The organism is Pseudomonas sp. EL_65y_Pfl2_R96, from assembly GCF_963970905.1.
In the GTDB taxonomy this organism is placed as follows: Bacteria; Pseudomonadota; Gammaproteobacteria; order Pseudomonadales; family Pseudomonadaceae; genus Aquipseudomonas.
In genome coordinates this window covers 1-19,343 of the sequence record NZ_CAXAQH010000030.1, presented here as the reverse complement: position 1 = coordinate 19,343, position 19,343 = coordinate 1, and the positions used below count along the sequence as shown (strand labels likewise).

21 protein-coding genes are annotated in these 19,343 nt (G+C 58.3%); 8 read left to right on the top strand and 13 right to left on the bottom strand.

Features of this window, described 5'->3' with window-relative positions; all coding sequences use genetic code 11:
- Positions 1 to 22 precede the first annotated feature (22 nt).
- From AACY49_RS24070 to AACY49_RS24055, 4 genes are all read left to right on the top strand, one after another.
- Positions 23 to 1,855, top strand: coding sequence for a penicillin-binding protein activator (locus tag AACY49_RS24070; RefSeq protein WP_339526848.1), 1,833 nt, complete (start codon positions 23 to 25; stop codon positions 1,853 to 1,855).
- Positions 1,855 to 2,217, top strand: coding sequence for a YraN family protein (locus AACY49_RS24065; protein ID WP_258699142.1), 363 nt, complete (start codon positions 1,855 to 1,857; stop codon positions 2,215 to 2,217). The genes AACY49_RS24070 and AACY49_RS24065 overlap by 1 nt, the downstream gene beginning before the upstream one ends.
- A gap of 104 nt (positions 2,218 to 2,321) precedes the next feature.
- Entirely contained in the window at positions 2,322 to 2,915 is a 594-nt protein-coding gene (locus AACY49_RS24060; RefSeq protein WP_007904374.1) for a phosphoheptose isomerase, read from the top strand.
- On the top strand, positions 2,912 to 3,490 hold the full coding sequence (locus AACY49_RS24055) for a BON domain-containing protein (protein WP_007904376.1): 579 nt from the start codon (positions 2,912 to 2,914) through the stop codon (positions 3,488 to 3,490). Before AACY49_RS24060 ends, AACY49_RS24055 begins: the two co-directional genes overlap by 4 nt.
- A gap of 108 nt (positions 3,491 to 3,598) precedes the next feature.
- On the opposite strand, the gene AACY49_RS24050 is transcribed toward AACY49_RS24055, so the two are convergent.
- The 7 genes from AACY49_RS24050 to rplM form a co-directional block, all read right to left on the bottom strand.
- Entirely contained in the window at positions 3,599 to 4,009 is a 411-nt protein-coding gene (locus AACY49_RS24050; protein WP_258699141.1) for a ClpXP protease specificity-enhancing factor, read from the bottom strand.
- Between the two features lie 16 nt (positions 4,010 to 4,025).
- Positions 4,026 to 4,643, bottom strand: coding sequence for a glutathione S-transferase N-terminal domain-containing protein (locus tag AACY49_RS24045; RefSeq protein WP_007905304.1), 618 nt, complete (start codon positions 4,641 to 4,643; stop codon positions 4,026 to 4,028).
- Positions 4,644 to 4,792: 149 nt separating this feature from the next.
- Entirely contained in the window at positions 4,793 to 5,575 is a 783-nt protein-coding gene (locus tag AACY49_RS24040) for a cytochrome c1 (protein WP_258699140.1), read from the bottom strand.
- Positions 5,575 to 6,786, bottom strand: coding sequence for a cytochrome b (locus AACY49_RS24035; protein ID WP_258699139.1), 1,212 nt, complete (start codon positions 6,784 to 6,786; stop codon positions 5,575 to 5,577). The genes AACY49_RS24040 and AACY49_RS24035 overlap by 1 nt, the downstream gene beginning before the upstream one ends.
- Entirely contained in the window at positions 6,786 to 7,379 is a 594-nt protein-coding gene (petA, locus tag AACY49_RS24030) for a ubiquinol-cytochrome c reductase iron-sulfur subunit (protein ID WP_258699138.1), read from the bottom strand. The genes AACY49_RS24035 and petA overlap by 1 nt, the downstream gene beginning before the upstream one ends.
- A gap of 267 nt (positions 7,380 to 7,646) precedes the next feature.
- The gene (gene rpsI / locus AACY49_RS24025) at positions 7,647 to 8,039 is read right to left on the bottom strand and encodes a 30S ribosomal protein S9 (RefSeq protein ID WP_003205364.1); all 393 of its coding nucleotides are present in this window, start codon (positions 8,037 to 8,039) and stop codon (positions 7,647 to 7,649) included.
- 14 nt (positions 8,040 to 8,053) lie between these two features.
- Positions 8,054 to 8,482, bottom strand: coding sequence for a 50S ribosomal protein L13 (gene rplM / locus AACY49_RS24020; protein WP_007905295.1), 429 nt, complete (start codon positions 8,480 to 8,482; stop codon positions 8,054 to 8,056).
- A 245-nt stretch (positions 8,483 to 8,727) separates the two neighbouring features.
- On the opposite strand from rplM, the gene AACY49_RS24015 reads away from it, so the two are divergent.
- Positions 8,728 to 9,768 carry an NADP(H)-dependent aldo-keto reductase gene (locus tag AACY49_RS24015; RefSeq protein WP_320393349.1) on the top strand — a complete coding sequence of 347 codons (1,041 nt, stop codon included), beginning with the start codon at positions 8,728 to 8,730 and terminating at the stop codon, positions 9,766 to 9,768.
- Between the two features lie 103 nt (positions 9,769 to 9,871).
- Here the strand turns inward: AACY49_RS24015 and AACY49_RS24010 are convergent, their stop codons facing one another.
- On the bottom strand, positions 9,872 to 11,008 hold the full coding sequence (locus AACY49_RS24010; protein ID WP_339526843.1) for an acyl-CoA dehydrogenase family protein: 1,137 nt from the start codon (positions 11,006 to 11,008) through the stop codon (positions 9,872 to 9,874).
- Between the two features lie 243 nt (positions 11,009 to 11,251).
- On the opposite strand from AACY49_RS24010, the gene AACY49_RS24005 reads away from it, so the two are divergent.
- Positions 11,252 to 12,148, top strand: coding sequence for a GlxA family transcriptional regulator (locus AACY49_RS24005; RefSeq protein ID WP_339526889.1), 897 nt, complete (start codon positions 11,252 to 11,254; stop codon positions 12,146 to 12,148).
- A gap of 193 nt (positions 12,149 to 12,341) precedes the next feature.
- On the opposite strand, the gene zapE is transcribed toward AACY49_RS24005, so the two are convergent.
- The 3 genes from zapE to AACY49_RS23990 form a co-directional block, all read right to left on the bottom strand.
- Complete coding sequence (zapE, locus tag AACY49_RS24000; protein WP_258699135.1) at positions 12,342 to 13,436, bottom strand: cell division protein ZapE; 1,095 nt, start codon at positions 13,434 to 13,436, stop codon at positions 12,342 to 12,344.
- A 90-nt stretch (positions 13,437 to 13,526) separates the two neighbouring features.
- Positions 13,527 to 14,882 (bottom strand): tryptophan--tRNA ligase, encoded by a 1,356-nt coding sequence (locus tag AACY49_RS23995; RefSeq protein WP_339526841.1) that lies wholly within the window; start codon positions 14,880 to 14,882, stop codon positions 13,527 to 13,529.
- A 24-nt stretch (positions 14,883 to 14,906) separates the two neighbouring features.
- Positions 14,907 to 15,536 (bottom strand): alpha/beta hydrolase, encoded by a 630-nt coding sequence (locus tag AACY49_RS23990; protein ID WP_339526839.1) that lies wholly within the window; start codon positions 15,534 to 15,536, stop codon positions 14,907 to 14,909.
- A gap of 144 nt (positions 15,537 to 15,680) precedes the next feature.
- Here AACY49_RS23990 and AACY49_RS23985 point away from each other — a divergent pair, with 144 nt between their 5' ends.
- Positions 15,681 to 16,115, top strand: coding sequence for a YhcB family protein (locus AACY49_RS23985; protein WP_258699132.1), 435 nt, complete (start codon positions 15,681 to 15,683; stop codon positions 16,113 to 16,115).
- Between the two features lie 252 nt (positions 16,116 to 16,367).
- Here AACY49_RS23985 and AACY49_RS23980 read toward each other — a convergent pair whose 3' ends face one another.
- Together AACY49_RS23980 and AACY49_RS23975 are read right to left on the bottom strand one after the other, a co-directional pair.
- Entirely contained in the window at positions 16,368 to 17,093 is a 726-nt protein-coding gene (locus AACY49_RS23980; protein ID WP_258699131.1) for an OmpA family protein, read from the bottom strand.
- A gap of 117 nt (positions 17,094 to 17,210) precedes the next feature.
- Complete coding sequence (locus AACY49_RS23975; protein ID WP_339526835.1) at positions 17,211 to 17,855, bottom strand: MBL fold metallo-hydrolase; 645 nt, start codon at positions 17,853 to 17,855, stop codon at positions 17,211 to 17,213.
- Between the two features lie 78 nt (positions 17,856 to 17,933).
- Between AACY49_RS23975 and AACY49_RS23970 the strand changes: the two genes are divergently transcribed.
- Positions 17,934 to 19,343: M10 family metallopeptidase C-terminal domain-containing protein (locus AACY49_RS23970; protein WP_339526833.1), on the top strand; the 1,410-nt coding region annotated here is incomplete at its 3' end.

The window sequence follows — 19,343 nt, the reverse complement described above, 5'->3', positions numbered from 1 at the left end:
ATCGAGTATCAGGAACACTTACATGATCGCTTGCCTGCGGCTGTTCTCTGCCCTCTGCCTCGCTGCCTTGCTGGCGGCTTGCGCCAGCTCGCCCTCCTCCAGCCTTGGCGAACTTCCACGGACCCCGGATGCCAGTATCGAGCAACTGCTCGAACAGGCTGCTCAAAGCAAAACGCCGGACAAGGCAGCCTTGCTGCGCTTGAGTGCGGCAGACCTGGCTTATCGTCAGGGCAATGCCGGCCGATCCGCGCAAATCCTGCAACAAGTACCGATGGAACAACTCAAGCCTGGCCAACAGGTCTTCGCCAGTACCCTGGCGGCTGAACTGGCCATGGTCCGCAATCAGCCCAAAGCGGCGCTGACCTTCCTGAGCCATCCGAGCCTGCAACGCCTGGGCGAACTGCCGGTCGAACAACAGGTTCGCACCGGCACCGTGCATGCCCGCGCCCTTGAAGCCGACGGCCAGACCCTCCCCGCCGCACGGGAGCGCATCTTCATTGCCCCAATGCTTGAAGGTGAAGCCGCCAGCAAGAACCACGAAGCGATCTGGACCCTGATCGCTTCGCTGCCGACCGATCAATTGCAGCCGACCACCGATGACGACCTCGGCGGCTGGATGAGCCTGGCGCAGGCGGTGAAAACGGCTGGCACCCTGGAACAGCAGCAAGCCGCGATCGACAACTGGCGCGAACAGAATCCAAAGCACCCGGCCGCTCTCCAACTGCCGCTGCCACTGACCAAGCTCAAGGAACTGGCTAGCCAGCCTTTGAGCAAAATTGCCGTGCTGCTGCCTCAAGCAGATGGCCCGCTGGCGGCTGCCAGCAAGGCACTGCGTGAAGGTATCGTGGCTGCTCACTACCAGGCGCAACAAGCCGGGCAGAATCCGCCAGCCATCGTATTTTATGACAGTTCGATAATGACCACTGTGCCGCCGCGGATGTCGCTGGACGATTTCTATCGCAAAGCCCAGGCCGATGGCGTGCAACTGGTCATCGGCCCACTGGAGAAGCCGCTGGTCAAACAGCTCAGCACTCGCCCGCAATTGCCGATCACCACCCTGGCGCTGAACTACAGCGAGGGCGAACAAGGTCCGGCCCAACTGTTCCAGTTCGGTCTTGCCGCTGAAGACGAAGCCCGCGAAGTATCTCGCCGTGCGCGCGCCGATGGCCTGCATCGCGCCGCCATCATGGTGCCGAAAGGCGAATGGGGCAATCGCGTACTCAGGGCATTCAGCCAGGATTGGCAAGCCAACGGTGGCAGCATCGTCGCTACCGAGCGTGTCGACCAACCGGTGCAACTGGCACAGCAGATTGCCGACATGTTCCAGCTGCGCCAGAGCGAAGGCCGCGCCAAGAGCCTGCAAAGCACCGTTGGCTCGCAGGTAGCCGCCCAGCCTTCGCGTCGTCAGGACATCGAGTTCATCTTCCTGGCCGCGACACCGCAACAGGCTCAACAGATCAAACCGACCCTGAACTTCCAGTACGCGGGCGATGTGCCGGTTTACGCCACCTCCCACGTGTTCAGCGCCAGCGGCGACCAGAACCAGTACAACGACATGAACGGTATTCGCTTCTGCGAAACCCCATGGCTGCTGGATGCCAACGACCCGCTGCGTAAACAGGTCACCGCACAATGGCCACAAGCCGGCGGCAGCCTGGGTCGTCTGTACGCGATGGGCGTCGACGCTTATCGCCTGGCACCGCGTCTGGGGCAACTCAAGGCCTTGCCGGACAGTCGCATCGAAGGCCAATCGGGTAGCCTGGGCATGACTCAGAATCAACGGGTCGAGCGCCAGTTGCCATGGGCAGAGTTCGTCAACGGTCAGGTTCAACGCCTGCCGGACACCTCGCGCTAATGCCCGACAGGTCACGCCAGCAAAGCGGTAAAGATGCCGAGCGTCATGCGCTCGAGCATCTTCAGCAACAGGGTCTGCGCCTGCTGGCGCAGAACTGGTTGTGTAAACGCGGCGAGCTTGATCTGGTCATGCTTGATGGCGATACAGTAGTATTCGTCGAAGTCCGCTACAGAAAAAACACCCAATGGGGTGGCGCACTCGATAGCATCGATGGGCGCAAACGGCAGAAACTGATTTTCGCCGCGCAGTATTTTCTTCAGCGCGAGTCGCGTTGGGCCAATTCCCCCTGCCGTTTCGACGTGGTTGCCATCGACAGCAGCCTTGATCAATTGAACTGGTTGCAGAATGCCTTCGACAGCTGATCGCTTGCGCCCCGAACCGGACACCTTTACCCAACACTTTTGCTCTTTGCTTTGCGGGCTGCACATTCATGTGCCGAGTAGCCGCGCTAATTAAGGTCACACAGATGGACATGCAATCGCGAATTCGCCAGCTTTTTCAGGCCAGTATCGACACCAAGCAACAGGCGATGGACGTACTTGCACCGCACATCGAGCAAGCCAGCCAGGTCATGGTCAACGCCCTGCTCAACGAGGGCAAAATGCTCTCCTGCGGCAACGGCGGTTCTGCCGGTGACGCACAGCACTTCTCGTCCGAATTGCTCAACCGCTTCGAACGCGAGCGCCCGAGCCTGCCGGCCATCGCGCTGACCACCGACAGCTCGACGATCACCTCGATCGCCAACGACTACAGCTACAACGAAATCTTCTCCAAACAGATTCGCGCCCTCGGCCAGCCGGGTGACGTATTGCTGGCGATTTCCACCAGCGGCAACTCGGCAAACATAATTCAAGCGATCCAGGCCGCACATGATCGTGAAATGATTGTCGTAGCATTGACGGGTCGTGATGGCGGCGGCATGGCGTCATTGCTATTGCCCGAGGACGTCGAGATTCGCGTACCGGCCAACGTCACTGCACGTATTCAGGAAGTCCACCTGCTGGCGATCCATTGCCTTTGCGACTTGATCGACAGCCAACTGTTCGGGAGTGAAGAATGACCCCTAATCGCCTAGGCCTTCTGGCCTTGACCCTGTGCCTCGGCATCAGTGGCTGCACCTCGGTGGTTAACGCCAGCCGTGAAGCGCCAATCGACGATGACCGCGGCACCCGCACCTTCGGCAGCAAAATCGACGACTCCCTGATCGACACCAAGGTCGGTGTGAACATCGCCAAGGCTGATCCAGCCCTGGACAACGACTCGCACATCGTCGTCACCAGCTTCAACGGTGTGGTGCTGCTGGCCGGGCAAACCCCTCGCGCCGACCTCAAGGCCAAGGCCGAACAGGTTGCCGCCTCCGTTCAGCGTGTAAAGAAAGTGCACAACGAACTGCAAGTGCTGCAACCGTCCTCACTGCTGGCACGTCAGAACGACACCTGGCTGACCACCAAGATCAAGACCCAGATGCTCACCGATGCCTCTATCCCCGGCTCGCGCATCAAGGTCGTGACTGAAAACGGTATCGTCTACCTGCTGGGCCTGCTGACCAAGCAGGAAGCGGCGCAGGCGACCAATCTGGTACAAGGCGTTTCCGGCGTGCAGAAGATTGTGAAGTTGTTTGAGTACATCGACTGATACTTGCCCGGCGATGGCATCCTCGAGATCGCCATCGCCCCCTGTAGGAGCAACCTTCGGCAGCTCCTACGTAATAAAAAAGGCGATCCATTCGGATCGCCTTTTTTATTACTTCACCACCTTCAAACTCGGTCGACCGCTGGGACGCGGCGGCTCACTGTCGGGTGGCGGAACATCATCCGGCTCGATCTCTTCCTCGTCTTCCAGAGGCGATTCCAGATCGAACACCATGCCCTGACCGTTCTCCCGAGCATAAATGCCCAGGATCGACGCGATAGGCACGTACAGGGTGTGTGGCACGCCACCGAAGCGCCCTTCGAAGCTGACCGCCTCGTTGTCCATGTGCAAATGACGCACGGCCGCCGGGGATACGTTCAGGACAATCTGCCCCTCACTGGCAAACCCTTGAGGCACCTGCACCGACGGATACTCGGAATTGACCAGCATGTGCGGGGTGCAATCGTTGTCCACAATCCACTCGTAGAGCGCGCGGACCAGATAAGGTCGACTGGAGTTCATAGCGGCTCCTTAAGCCTTAGCGCATATCGCGCTCGACACCAGACAGACTCGCCTGGAATGCCTCACGCGCAAACGAGCGCTCCATGTAATCAAGCAGCGGCTTGGCAGGCCGCGGCAGTTCTATACCCAAAATCGGCAATCGCCAGAGTATTGGCAATAGGCAGCAATCCACCAGACTTTGTTCCTCACTGAGGAAAAACGGCTTGTCGGCGAACAACGGCGACACGCCTGTCAGGCTTTCGCGCAGCTCTTTACGAGCCACGACACGGGCTGCCTCCTTGGTCCGCGAATCCAGAATCAGATCCACCAGGCCACACCAGTCACGCTGAATACGATGAATCAGCAGACGGCTGTTGGCACGCGCCACGGGATAAACCGGCAGTAACGGCGGGTGCGGGTAACGCTCATCCAGATACTCCATCACCACGGTCGACTCCCACAATGCCAGGTCACGATCGACCAGGGTGGGCAGGCTTCCGTAAGGGTTCACTTCGATCAGTTTAGGCGGCTGGCGACCAGCTTCCACGTAAATGATCTCGGCGCTGACACCCTTCTCTGCAAGTACGATGCGCACTCGGTGGGAATAGTGGTCGGCGGGGTCGGAGTAACAGGCCAACCGATTGGTCACGCCCATGGCGGTCCTCCTCGCTTGTTGAAATTATCGAAAACGGAAAAACACACGCGCCCAGAGGGCGCCTCCCGTAACGCCTGGCTCACCAGACTCGTTACACCTTGGAGACGCCCTTGGGCGCGCGCGATTAACAGCAATGGCTTACAGCTTTATCAATGGACGTCTTTCCAGTATTCACGCTTGAGCAAGTAAGCGAATACGAAGAAGAACGCCAGGTACAGCAACACATAGGTACCGATGCGCTGATGCTGCAGCTTCACCGGGTTGGCCGAGTAGGCCAGGAAAGTCACCAGATTCTTGACCTTCTCATCGAACTGCTCTTCGTTCAGCGCGCCGGTTTTCGGCAATACCGTCAGTTGATCGCAAGCTTCATGAGTCAAAGCGGTGCCGGTCAGCGGATCGTATTGCTTCTTGCCGTCTTCGACGATTTGAACTTGTTTACAGCCTACCACCTGACGACCCTGCAGGCCGACCAGAACGTTAGGCATGCCGACGTTCGGGAACACTTTGTTGTTCACGCCCCATGGACGCGACGGGTCTTCATAGAACGAACGCAGGTAGCCATAGAGCCAGTCCGTGCCACGAACGCGAGCCACCAGCGTCAGGTCCGGCGGCGCTGCACCGAACCAGGTCTTGGCGTCAGCTGGCTGCATGCCGATGTTCATGTGGTCGCCGATCTTGGCGCCGGTGAACACCAGCTTCTCGAGCATCAGCTCATGAGGAATGCCCAGGTCATCGGCGACACGCTCGTAACGCTGGAACTTGGCGCTGTGGCAACCCATGCAGTAGTTGGCGAACGTACGCGCGCCGTCCTGCATGGCAGCCTTGTCGGAAACGTCGATGTCGACCTTTTCCAGCTCTGGACCACCGTGCTCGGCCGCAAAAGACAGTGCAGGCATCGCCGCAAGAATCAGTACAGCAAATAGCTTTTTCATCAGCCAGTCACCCTTTCCGGAACCGGTTTGGTCTTCTCGAGCCTGGTGTAGAACGGCATCAGAATGAAGTAGGCGAAGTACAGGAAGGTACAAACCTGCGACAGCAACGTACGTTCCGGGGTAGGCGCCATGACGCCCAGCCAGCCAAGAATCACGAAGGAGATGCAGAACACCCAGAGCCAGATCTTGCTCAGCCAACCCTTGTAGCGCATGGACTTGACCGGGCTACGGTCAAGCCAGGGCAGGACGAACAGCAAGGCAATCGAAGCACCCATGGCAACAACACCCAGGAGCTTGTCCGGAACCGCCCGCAGAATCGCGTAGAACGGCGTGAAGTACCAGACCGGAGCGATGTGCTCAGGGGTCTTGAAGGCGTTCGCCACTTCAAAGTTCGGCTTCTCGAGGAAGTACCCGCCCATTTCCGGGAAGAAAAACACGATGGCGCAGAAGATGAACAGGAACACCACCACGCCGACGATATCTTTCACGGTGTAATACGGGTGGAAGGCAATGCCGTCCAGCGGTACGCCGTTTTCGTCTTTGTGTTTCTTGATGTCCACGCCGTCAGGGTTGTTCGAACCGACTTCGTGCAGCGCCAGAACGTGCAGCACCACCAGACCGAGGATCACGATCGGCAGGGCAACCACATGCAGGGCGAAGAAGCGGTTCAGGGTAATACCGGAAATCAGGTAGTCACCACGGATCCACTGGGTCAGGTCGTTACCGATGACTGGAATCGCACCGAACAGCGAGATGATCACCTGGGCGCCCCAGTAGGACATCTGACCCCATGGCAGCAGGTAACCCATGAAGGCTTCAGCCATCAGCGCCAGGTAAATCAGCATGCCGAACACCCACACCAGCTCACGTGGTTTCTGGTACGAACCGTAGAGCAGGCCACGGAACATGTGCAGGTAAACCACGATGAAGAACGCCGAAGCGCCGGTGGAGTGCAGCAGGCGCAGGATCGAGCCGTACTCGACGTCGCGCATGATGTATTCGACGGAGGCAAACGCTTCTTCCGCCGACGGGGTGTAGCTCATGGTCAGCCAGACACCGGTAACGATCTGGTTGACCAGAACGAGCAGTGCCAGGGAGCCAAAGAAGTAGAAGAAGTTGAAGTTCTTCGGGGCGTAGTACTTGCTGAGATGGTCTTCCCACATTTTGGTCGCGGGGAAGCGCGCATCAACCCAATCCATGAACTTGCTCATCACGCTTTCTCCGTATCGACGCCAATGACAATGATGTCATCGGTCTCATAGGAATGCGGGGGAACTGGCAGATTCAAAGGCGCGGGTTGCGACTTGTAGACGCGGCCAGCCAGATCGTAGTGAGAACCGTGGCAAGGGCAGAAATAACCCCCGACCCAATCCTTGCCCAGGTCCGCAGGAGCCACTTCCGGACGGAAGGTCGGTGAGCAACCCAGGTGTGTGCAGATACCGATCAGCAGCAGGACTTCTGGCTTGATCGAACGCGTCTGCGGGTCAACATAGGTCGGTTGCGTAGAGTTCTTGGAGGCGGGGTCAGACAACTGGCCCTCGATCTTTTTCAGATTCCCCAGGATTTCCTCGGTACGGCGGACGATGAACACCGGCTGACCGCGCCACTCAGCAATCATTTGCTGACCTGGCTCAATTTTGCTGACATTCACTTTCACCGGTGCACCTGCGGCTTTCGCCTTGGCACTGGGAAACCATGACCCCACGAACGGGACCGCAGCCCCCACCGCTCCTGCAGCACCCACCACGGATGTGGCTGCTACCAAGAAGCGACGCCGGCCTGCATTCACGCCGTCATTGCTCATTCAGTCCTCTCCCATCAGCTTTGTGGCCTGTTAAATCAGGCGTCTACTAAGTAAAAATCTGAACTTATAAAAATTTTGCCGAATGGTAATGAAAAGCCCCAATTCTGACAAGGTAATTACCCAGAGGCTCCACTGCCAAGCCTTGCAGTATAGGGCCTCTGCGGATGTGGCAAGTTGTCACAGCGCAATTCTCTGATAAATCGCACCCATAAAAAAACGCCCAGCTTCGCAAGGAAACTGGGCGTTCTTTTTGAACGTGAAAGCGAATTAACGCTTCGAGTACTGCGGACGCTTACGCGCTTTACGCAGACCGACTTTCTTACGTTCAACTTCACGTGCATCGCGGGTTACGAAGCCGGCTTTGCGCAGAGCACCGCGCAGAGTTTCGTCGTAGTCCATCAGAGCGCGAGTGATACCGTGGCGGATCGCGCCAGCTTGACCACTTACACCACCGCCGATCACGGTGACGTAGATGTCGAACTTCTCGACAGTCTCAGTCAATTCCAGCGGCTGACGAACTACCATGCGGGCAGTTTCGCGGCCGAAGAAATTATCCAGCGAACGGTTGTTGATGGAGATGTTACCAGTGCCCGGACGCAGGAAAACGCGTGCGGTTGCGGTCTTGCGACGGCCAGTGCCGTAATTTTGAGTCGCCGACATAATGAACTATTCCGTTAAAACTTCAGTTCTTGGGGCTGCTGAGCAGTATGAGGGTGTACAGCGCCCGCATAGACTTTCAGCTTACGATACATGTCGCGACCCAGCGGGTTCTTAGGCAGCATGCCTTTGACCGCGGTCTCGATCACGCGCTCAGGGGCTTTAGCGATCAGCTTTTCGAAGTTGATCGACTTGATGCCGCCCGGGAAACCGGAGTGGGAGTAGTAGATTTTGTCGGTGGTTTTAGCACCGGTTACACGAATCTGCTCGGCATTGATAACGACGATGTAATCGCCGGTGTCAACGTGAGGAGTGTACTCAGCTTTATGCTTGCCACGCAGACGGCTCGCGATTTCGGTGGCCAGACGACCCAGGGTCTGACCTGCAGCGTCGACGACAAACCAGTCGCGCTGTACTGTTTCCGGTTTAGCAGTAAAAGTTTTCATTCTTTATAGCCTCAGGGGCCGCCCTGTAAATTAGACGGCGGATCTTACTGAATAGTGCGTACTTTGACAAGTCAAAGGCAGCCGGATACAGACGCTTTCGGGGGCTCGGGTCGGCGCGTCCGTTCAACGGCAAGATTCTTCGGCGGCGGCGCATCACTTCCACTGCAGAAAGAGGTGCGCAATTATGCAGATTGCGAAAAATATTTCAACCTGCTTTTATGATTGTTTTGCCCAAGGAGCACCCGATGGACTATCGCCAGCTAGGACGTACCGATCTGAACGTGAGTGCAATCTGCCTCGGCACCATGACCTGGGGCGAGCAAAACAGCGAGGCTGAAGCCTTCGCCCAGATCGAACGCGCCAAGGGCGCCGGGATCAATTTCATCGACACCGCCGAGATGTACCCGGTGCCGCCCAAAGCCGAAACCTACGCCACCACCGAGCGCTACATCGGCAACTACTTCAAAAGTCGCGGCGATCGGGCCGACTGGATCCTGGCGAGCAAGATCGCCGGCCCCGGCAACACCATCGACTACATCCGCGACAAAAACCTCAAGCACAATCGCGAGCATATCGTCGAAGCCGTGGACGCCAGCCTCAAGCGCTTGCAGACCGATTACATCGACCTCTATCAGTTGCACTGGCCGGAACGCAGCACCAATTTCTTCGGGCAACTGGGCTACAAGCACAAGAGCGAAGTCAACCTCACCCCGCTCGAAGACACGCTCGAAGCGCTGGACGAGCAGGTCAAGGCCGGCAAGATCCGCCACATCGGCCTGTCCAACGAAACCCCGTGGGGAACCATGCGTTTCCTCGCCCTCGCCGAAGCCCGTGGCTGGCCGCGCGCCGTATCGATCCAGAACCCCTACAACCTGCTCAATCGCAGCTTCGAAGTCGGCCTGGCGGAAATCGCCATCCGCGAACAGTGCGGCTTGCTCGCCTACTCGCCGCTGGCGTTCGGCTTCCTGTCGGGCAAGTACGAAGGTGGCGCGCGCCCACCCAAAGGTCGCCTGAGCCTCTACAGCCGCTTCAGTCGCTACTTCAACCCGCAATCGGAGGCAGCGTGCAGCCGTTATGTGGCGCTGGCCCGTGAACACGGCCTGGATCCGGCGCAGATGGCGCTGGCGTTCGTCACGCAGCAGCCGTTCGTGACCAGCAACATCATTGGCGCCACCACGCTTGAGCAACTGGACAGCAACATTGCCAGCTTCGATCTGAAACTGTCCGATGAAGTGATTGAGGGGATCGAGGCGATTCACCAGGATCAGCCGAATCCTGCGCCTTGATTGATCTTTAGATCCAATCGCGGGCAAGCCACGCTCCCACAGGAAATCACAAACCTGTGGGAGCGTGGCTTGCCCGCGATGGCGTCCGCCCAGTCACCGCAAATTACAGCGACCGCGCAATAATCTCCTTCATGATTTCGTTGGTCCCGGCATAAATCCGCTGCACCCGCGCATCCGCCCACGCCCGGGCGATCGGGTATTCCCACATGAACCCGTAACCGCCATGCAATTGCACGCACTCGTCGAGCACCTTGCATTGCAGGTCGGTGCCCCAGTACTTGGCCATCGCCGCTGTCGGCACGTCGAGCTTGCCTTGCAGATGCAGTTCCAGACAGCGATCGACGAAGACCCGGCCGATCTGGATCTCGGTCGCCATTTCAGCCAGTTTGAAGCGGGTGTTCTGGAAATCGGCGATGGCCTTGCCGAAGGCCTTGCGCTCACGGGTGTAATCCAGCGTCCATTGCAACGCCGCTTCGGCTGACGCCAAGCCGCCCACCGCGACTGTCAGACGCTCCTGGGGCAATTCCTGCATCAGGTAAGCGAAGCCCATCCCGGCCTGGCCCAGCAGGTTTTCCTTCGGCACACGCACATCCTGAAAAAACAGCTCCGAGGTGTCCTGAGCCTTCATGCCGACTTTTTCCAGACGTTTGCCTTTGGCGAAGCCCGGAGTGTTGGCCTCCACCAGAAATAAACTGGTGCCCTTCGCCCCAGCCTTCGGATCGGTCTTGGCCACGACGATTACCAGGTCAGCCAGAAAGCCGTTGGTGATGAAGGTCTTCGAACCGTTGATCACATATTCGTCGCCGTCCAGCACCGCAGTGGTTTTCACCCCTTGCAGGTCGGAACCCGCACCGGGCTCGGTCATGGCAATGGCCGTCACCATCTCGCCAGACACCAGTTTGGGCAGGTATTTGTGTTTCAGCGCTTCACTGCCGTAATGCAGGATGTAAGGCGCAACAATGTCCGAATGAAGAGAAAAGCCGATCCCGGTCAACCCCAGACGGCCGACCTCCTCGATCACCACCGCGCTGTAGAGAAAGTCCACCCCCAGCCCGCCGTATTCTTCCGGCAGATGGGAGCAAAGCATCCCCGCCTCCCCTGCCTTATTCCAGAGATTGCGCTCGATATAGCCTTGTTTTTCCCAGTGCCCATGGAACGGCACGGCCTCTTTTTCGAGGAACGTTCGCACGCTGTCGCGAAAAAGTTCGTGCTCGGGACTGAACAAGGTTCTGGGGATCATGGGGCACCTGTCGTTTTGTTAGACGGAATTGACCTTCAGAGACTATGCCTCGCTTCCGATACAGGACACTGGACACACCCGACAAAAAATAAGACGATCCAGCCGTCTGGTGACCACTTTCCCCTATAAGAATAAAGTTGAATTATGTCTAACCAAGTCTCCAAGCCCTTGCGGCGTGTCAGTATCCTGGCCATCGATCGGGTTTTCGCCTCCACCCTCATGCAAGCCAAGGATTTCTTCCATCTGGCCAGCCTGCGCTATGGCAAACAACTGGGCCACGGCCTGACACCGGCGTTTGAAACCCGGCTGGTCAGCCCCGACGGCAAACCGGTGAACAGCTTCAGCGATGTGATCATGCCGGTGGACGGCGGCCTGGAAAATACTGACGTCATTATCCTTCCCGCCTTCTGGGACGATTTCGACACGCTCTGCAAACGTTATCCACAGGTGCTGCCGTGGCTGCGCGAACAACACGCCCGCGGGGCAGTGCTGTGCGGCGAAGCCACGGGGGTGTTCTGGCTCGCCGAAGCCGGGCTGCTCAATGGCAAGGAAGCGACCACGTACTGGCGATTCTTCAATGCCTTCGCCGAACGCTTCCCACAGGTTCAACTCAATCAGGACAAGCACCTGACCGACGCCGACAACCTGTATTGCGCCGGCGGCACCACTTCGGCCTGCGACCTCTACATTTACCTGATCGAGCGCTTTTGCGGTGCCAACGTGGCCCAGGCCGTTGCCCGTGACATTCTTTATGAAGTGCAGCGCAGCTACGCGCCGGGACGGATCGGTTTCGGCGGGCAGAAACTGCACCAGGACGTGATCATCCTGCAGATCCAGCATTGGCTCGAAGAACACTTCGCCGACAAATTCCGCTTCGAAGACGTGGCCCGCGAACACGGCATGAGCATCCGCAACTTCATGCGCCGCTTCCAGACCGCCACCGGCGACAAACCATTGCATTACCTGCAACGCCTGCGCATCGAAACCGCCAAGGGCTTGTTGTCCGCCAGCCGCAAGAGCATCAAGACCATCAGTTATGAAGTCGGTTACGACGACGCGAGCTTCTTCGCCCGGCTGTTCCGCCAGCACACGGAGTTGTCGCCGAACCAGTATCGGCAGCAGTTTCAGCAGGCGGCATAGCCCTAGAGAACAACAATCAACTGTGGGAGCGAGCCTGCTCGCGATGACGGCCTCACATCCAAAAAAGAGGTGACTGACAGACCGCAATCGCGAGCAGGCTCGCTCCCACAGGGGGCTTGGTGAGCCAGACAGTTTCTACAGCGCACAAAAAAGAGCCTGCATATGCAGGCTCTTTTTTATTTGCCGAACCGCCCTACGGCTTGTGCGCCCTGGACAGAAACTCATGCGACTGCATTTCCAGCAGGCGGCTGAGGGTGCGCTGGAACTCGAAGTTCAAACGACCGCCGGTATAGAGGTCTTTGAGCTCGACTTCGGCAGAAATGATCAGCTTCACGTTGCGGTCGTAGAACTCGTCGACCATGTTGATAAAGCGTCGGGCGATGTCGTCGGTGGTGACGCTCATCTGCTCGACATCACTGAGCAACACGGCGTGGAAAATCTTGCCCAGCTCGATGTAATCGTTCTGGCTGCGCGGGCCGTCACAGAGTTCGCGGAAGTCGAACCAGGCCACGTCATCGCAGGTGCGCACGGCACGGATTTCACGGTTCTCGATCACCAGCACATCGTTCTCGATGGCTGCGGTACATTCCGGCGTCAAAGCGCGGAAGCTCTTGCGCAGACTTTCCTGGGCGGCTGCATCCAGCGGGAAGTGGAACAGCTCCGCTTGCTCGAGGTGACGCAGACGGTAATCGACGCCACTGTCGACGTTGACGATCTCGGTGTTCTGCTTGATCAGCGCAATGGCCGGCAGGAAGCGCGCACGTTGCAAGCCGTCCTTGTACAGACCATCCGGCACAATGTTCGAGGTCGCGACCAGGGTCACGCCGTTCTTGAACAGTTCTTCCATCAACGTGCCAAGGATCATGGCGTCGGTGATGTCGGAGACGAAGAACTCATCGAAACAAATCACTCGCGACTCGTCGGAGAAGCGCTTGGCGATGATAGTCAGCGGGTTTTTCTCGCCGCCCAGGGTCTTCATCTCTTCGTGCACGCGCTTCATGAAGCGGTGGAAGTGAGTGCGAGTCTTTTCCTTGAACGGCAAGGCTTCGAAAAAGGTGTCGACCAGGTAAGTCTTGCCGCGACCAACGCCGCCCCAGAAGTACAGGCCCTTGACCGGCATCTGGTCTTTCTTGCCAAACAGTTTGCCGAGCAGGCCCGGTTTGTTCTGCGAGGCCGCGACCAGATCGTCGTACAGACGCTGCAAATGGCGCACGGCGGTTTCCTGCGCGGCGTCATGGAAGAATTCCGGGCGTTTCAGATCAGCTTGATATCGTTCTAGGGGCGTCATAATTCGTTAGCAAGGCAACAAAAACGGGCCGTCACTGTAGCGACGGCCCGTGGGAATGGCAATCGGCCCTTGGTCGGACCGGGCCGTTGATTATTCCTGAACCGGGGTCAGCGCAACCCGCAACGCGTCGATGGCAGCATCGCGAACAGCGCTGTCGGCGAAGGCCGGGCTGTCGGCAACACACTCGCCTTCCAGCCAGACACTGAAGTTCAGGTCTTCGCTGCGCACGTCCAGCGGCTGACCGGATTGCAGCTGCTTGGTCACTTGCCCTGCGGTTTTGCCGTCGGCGAAGTGGCGCGACAACAGCAGTTGCTCACCATCGGCCGCCAGCAGACGGAAGCGGAAACTGCCATCGTCTTCACGGAAGCTGACAAAACGCGCGGCTTTGGCGGCTTTCTTCTTGGTGGCAGTCGCGACTTGGGTCTGGGCAACGAAAGAACGCAGGCCGACCGCTTCACGCAGTTCGTTGAGGAACGGCGTGGCCACGGCACGGGCCTTTTTGGCGCCGATCTGCAGAATGTCTTCCAGGTCCGCCGGACGCTCGATCAGCTTGTAATAGCGATCACGAGACTCGCCCAATTCGTTGTCCAGCAGCTGGAACAGGCGATTCTTCGCCTCGCCCCAACCCAGGCCCTGCAACAGTTCGCTGCGGAATTCGTCGGCCTGCGCCGGGGTGGCGAACGCCTGGAACAGGGTGAACAGGTGCGAGTTATCCGGATCCTTCGCTTCGCCCGGAGCCCGGGAGTCGGTCACGATCCGCGAAATCGCGTCCTTCATTTCTTTGGCGCTGCTGAACAACGGAATGGTGTTGTCGTAGCTCTTCGACATCTTGCGACCGTCGAGGCCCGGCAAGGTGGCCACGCTCTCCTCGATCAACGCTTCAGGCATGGTGAAGAACTCTTTGCCCTGACCGAACAAGTGGTTGAAGCGCTGGCCGATGTCCCGGGCCATTTCCACGTGCTGGATCTGGTCACGGCCGACCGGCACCTTGTGAGCGTTGAACATCAGGATGTCCGCAGCCATCAACACCGGGTAGCTGTACAAGCCCATGGTGATGCCCGCATCCGGGTCTTCGCCGGTCTCGACGTTCTTGTCCACCGACGCCTTGTAGGCGTGGGCGCGGTTGAGCAGGCCCTTGGCGGCCACGCAGGTCAGCAGCCAGGTCAGTTCAGGGATTTCCGGGATGTCGGACTGGCGATAGAAGGTCACGCGGTCCACGTCCAGGCCACCGGCCAGCCAGGTCGCGGCGATTTCCAGACGCGAGCGCTGGATGCGCAGCGGGTCATCGCATTTGATCAGGGCGTGGTAGTCGGCCAGGAAGTAGAACGAATCGGCATTGCTGTCACGGCTGGCAACGATCGCCGGACGGATGGCGCCGGCGTAGTTGCCCAGATGCGGCGTGCCGGTGGTGGTGATGCCGGTGAGGATACGGGTACGAGTCGTCATGGGTAATCGCTTGTCAGACTGCAATCAATTCGAAAGACGCGGCAGGATCAGATCCTTGAGATCGGTCAGCTTGCCATGAAAAAAGTGTCCGCATTCTGCCACTTTCAGCAGCTCATGGGGGCGATCGAGTGCGTCGGACCAGTCGTAAACGAGCTGCGGATCGATGACTTCGTCGGTTTCCGGCTGGATCAGGGTCAATGCACCTTGGTGCGGCAGTTGATCCTGATCGCCCAGGCGCATGACGGCAGGCGCGACCATGAACAGATGCTTGAGCTGCTCGCCCCCGGCTTCCAGACGCCCGCCGAGACTTGCTGCCACAAAACCGCCGAAGGAGAAACCGAACAGGGTCAAAGGTATTTCTGGATGTTTGGCCCGCAGCCACTCGGCCACCGACTGGGCATCGTCGACTTCGCCGGTGCCCATGTCGTGTGCGCCTTCACTGGCGCCGACGCCACGGTAGTTGAAACGCAAGGTAATCAAACCGGCGTCGCGCGCGGTGCGCTGCAAGGTCGAGACGACCTTGTTGAGCATGGTGCCGCCCTGCACCGGGTTCGGGTGGCAGATCAGCGCCAGGCCGCGGGCCTGGTCGTTGTCCAGGTAAAGTGCTTCGAGTTGGCCGACCGGGCCATCAATCACTACAGGGGTTTCGCGCATAAGCAAGGAAGGAACTCCGTGACCTCGAATCGGGTCGACTCGTCTAGCCAATTGTCTGTGCCAATCTATTGCGAGTGAATCGCGGTATACAGCGCAGGTTCGAGCCGTTAACGTAAAGCAAAGCCGTTTATAGAGGAAGGACTCGTGGAACACTCGCTCTTAGTTTGGTTGTTGCCGACTCTTGCCCTGGTTGTGGGTGTCGCCATTGGATTCCTGATCGCTCGCCTGGTGCCGAATGCCGCGCCTAACCGCACGCAACGTCAGCTGGATGATATTCAGGAACGTTTTGACAGTTACCAGAACGAAGTGGTCACCCACTTCAACAGCACTGCAACACTGGTCAAGAAACTGACTCAAAGCTATCAGGAAGTGCAGGATCATCTCACCGAGGGTGCCAACCGTCTGGCCCTGGACGAGCAGACTCGCCAACGCTTGCTGGCTGCCCTGCACGCCGACGCGGCGCAGGCTCCACGGGAGCGCCTGACGCCACCGCGCGATCAGGAGCCGCCTCGCGACTACGCCCCCAAAGCCCCGAACGCGCCGGGCATGCTCGATGAGCATTACGGCCTGAAGAAGTAATCAGGTTTCGCGCGACACAAAAAGCCCTCGGACAAGCGATTGTCCGAGGGCTTTTTTGTTTCTGATGGCTTTTGCCAGCGCGGGCCTCATCGCGAGCAGGCTCGCTCCCACATATGACCGCGTACCGATCCAGCAACTCGGTCTAATGTGGGAGCGAGCCTGCTCGCGATAGGGCCTGAGCAGACAACAAAAAACCGCTCGATCTGTTGAGGATCGGGCGGTTTTTTGTACGCCTGGGATTCAGTCAGGCTGTTACTGATACTGCTGAACAGGCTGGCCCTGCTGCTGATATTCCTGACCTGGAATCGCCTTCAGGTTGACCTCGACGCGGCGGTTCTGTGCCCGGCCATTGACATCGCCGTTACTGGCAATCGGATTATCCGGCCCGGCACCACGCGCCGACAGGTTGGTGCCGCTGACACCCTGGGAGGTCAGGTACGTCGCCACGCTCTGGGCGCGACGCTGGGACAAGTCCATGTTGTGCTGACGGCTGCCGGTGCTGTCGGTGTAGCCGACGATCTCGATCTGGTTCTGGTTGAACTCCTTGAGCGAGCCCGCCAGATTATTCAGCGGCTGGTAGAAGCTCGACGCGATGTTCGCCGAATCGGTGGCGAACGTGATGTTGCCCGGCATGATCAGCTTGATCTGATCGCCCTGACGCTGCACTTCAACCCCAGTGTTGGCCATGCTGGCCCGCAGTTTTTTCTCCTGCTGGTCGGCGTAGTAACCGTAACCGGCGGCGGAAGCCCCCACCACGGCGGCACCAATCAGCGCACCCTTGCCACGGTTATCGTGACTGATGGCAGCACCGGCCAGCGCACCGGCCAGGGCGCCGAGGCCACCGTATTTGGCGGTTTTGCTCATGCCCGTGGAGCCACCATCAGCCTGACCCTGGTTGTCATAAGGGTTCGGCGATGCACAACCAGACAACAGAGCCACCGCAGTAGCGACAACAATCAAACGACGCGAGGTGAACATGGAGGAGCTCCTACTTTTTTGCATTCTGTGGTGCAACGGACTTAAGCAATGAACCTATGCGGGCGTTGGATCATGGGCAACGCCAAAAATTCCGTCGTGCCTTTCACAACTGCAGCATCAGGCTCGCACAAAGGGGTTGCCGCGCATTTCATCGCCCAGACAGGTGTCCGGGCCATGCCCGGCCACCACGGTTGCCTCTTCGTCGAGGGTATACAACCGTTGCTTGATCGAACGCACGAGGGTCGCCTGATCGCCACCCCACAAATCCGTACGCCCTACCCCGCGACGAAACAACGTGTCACCGGCAATCAGCAGCTTAGCCTCTGAAAACCAGAAGCTCATGGAACCGGGCGTATGACCCGGTGTGTGCAACGCCACGCCACAACCGCAAGCCAGCTCTTCATCGTCGGCCAACCAGCGATCCGGCGATGGCACCGGGGTGTAGGGCACGCCGAACATCTGGCACTGCATCTCCAGATTGTCCCAGAGGAATTGATCTTCCTTATGCAGGTGCAGCGTTGCGCCAGTTTTCTCCTTCAACTGACCGGAGGCCAGGAAATGATCGAGGTGCGCGTGGGTGTGGATGATGCTGACCACCTTCAAGCCCAACGCGTCGAGGCGAGCGAGGATCAGTTCGTGATTGCCGCCAGGGTCGACGACGATGGCCTTTTTGGTAATGGGGTCGCCGATGATTGTGCAGTTGCACTGCAAAGGGCCGACGGGGAAGGTTTCGCGGATCAGCGCGGGAATTGAGGCATTCATAGAGAGTCCTGACGAGTCGATTTGAGCAGAATACCAGTCAACTTTTTCTTCAGGTTCAACGTGAGACGCCGATACAGCTTGCATGCCAGTTATTTGACGCCAATTACAAAAAATAATGGCCAGGTGATATCAATTGGCGCTATTTCTGATACAAAATCGCCTCCTTGTAGCGGCCACATTCAGGACGGTCGCAAACCCATTCAGGATATTCAGATGTCGTCTCCTCTTGGTTACGTATTAACTCGGCCTTCTTTTCTGACTGGTGACTCAAAGATCGACAGTCTGATCTATGGCACCCAATGGCTGAGTCCTGACTGGGGCGGCGACTTCTTCGCAACGCGCTTGACCTATAGTTTCGTCAATCCAGGCCAATCGTACTTCTCCGCCAAGTACAGCACCGAAAAAGAGTTCCTGAACAGTTTCGCCCTGACATCAGCCCAACAAAACGCCGTGACTGGGGCGCTTGGCGCGTGGAGCGCCGTGGCCAATGTCAAATTCACCCAGGTCAGTGACAATATCAGCAGCGCCGGCGACTTGCGTTTCGGCGGCTATTGGGATTTGGACGACGACGCCGCTGCCTGGGCCTACTCCCCAGATGACACACCACTGGGCGGAGATGTCTGGATCGGACCGAACACGGATGATCCGACGCCCGTCAAAGGCACCTACGACTTTATGACGTTTGTGCATGAAATCGGTCATGCCCTGGGCCTCAAGCATCCATTCGAGGCAAGCCCATCCAACAGCACGGTGATCAATCCTGCGCTCGACGATTTGCATTTCACGGTCATGAGTTACAACAATGCGTATTCCTATCAGCCGACGACACCGATGCTGCTGGATATTCTCGCTATCCAGAAGATGTACGGCGCCAACATGCTTTGGCAAACCGGCAATAACGTCTATCGCTGGGCACCAGATCAATCAGTGTTCGAAACCATCTGGGATGCCGGCGGAAACGATACGATCGATGCCAGCAACCAGCTGGCGGCCGTCAGCCTGAACCTGAATGAGGGCACGTTCAGCAATATCGGCAAGGCATTCGTCGACTTAGCAAACCTGGAACTGATCAATGACGGGCTGGCGATCGCCTATGGCACCAAAATCGAAAATGCCACTGGTTCGGTTTTTGACGATGACCTGACAGGTAATGCACTGGGTAACGTTCTCAATGGCGGTGCCGGCCAAGACCTCATGATTGGCGGTGCAGGCAACGACGTTTACGTTGTGGATAACGTGGGTGACGTGGTGGTGGAAACCAGCACCTCGCTGAGCGAAATCGACACAGTCATGTCGTCGATCAGCTACACCCTGGGCAGCACTAGCAATCTGGAGAACCTGACCCTCACCGGCAGCGACAGCCTCGACGCCACCGGTAACGCCCTGGGCAACCGTCTGATCGGCAACAGCGGCAGCAACGTTCTGGATGGCGGAACCGGTGCCGACCTGATGATCGGTGGCAGCGGCAACGACACCTACATCGTCGAC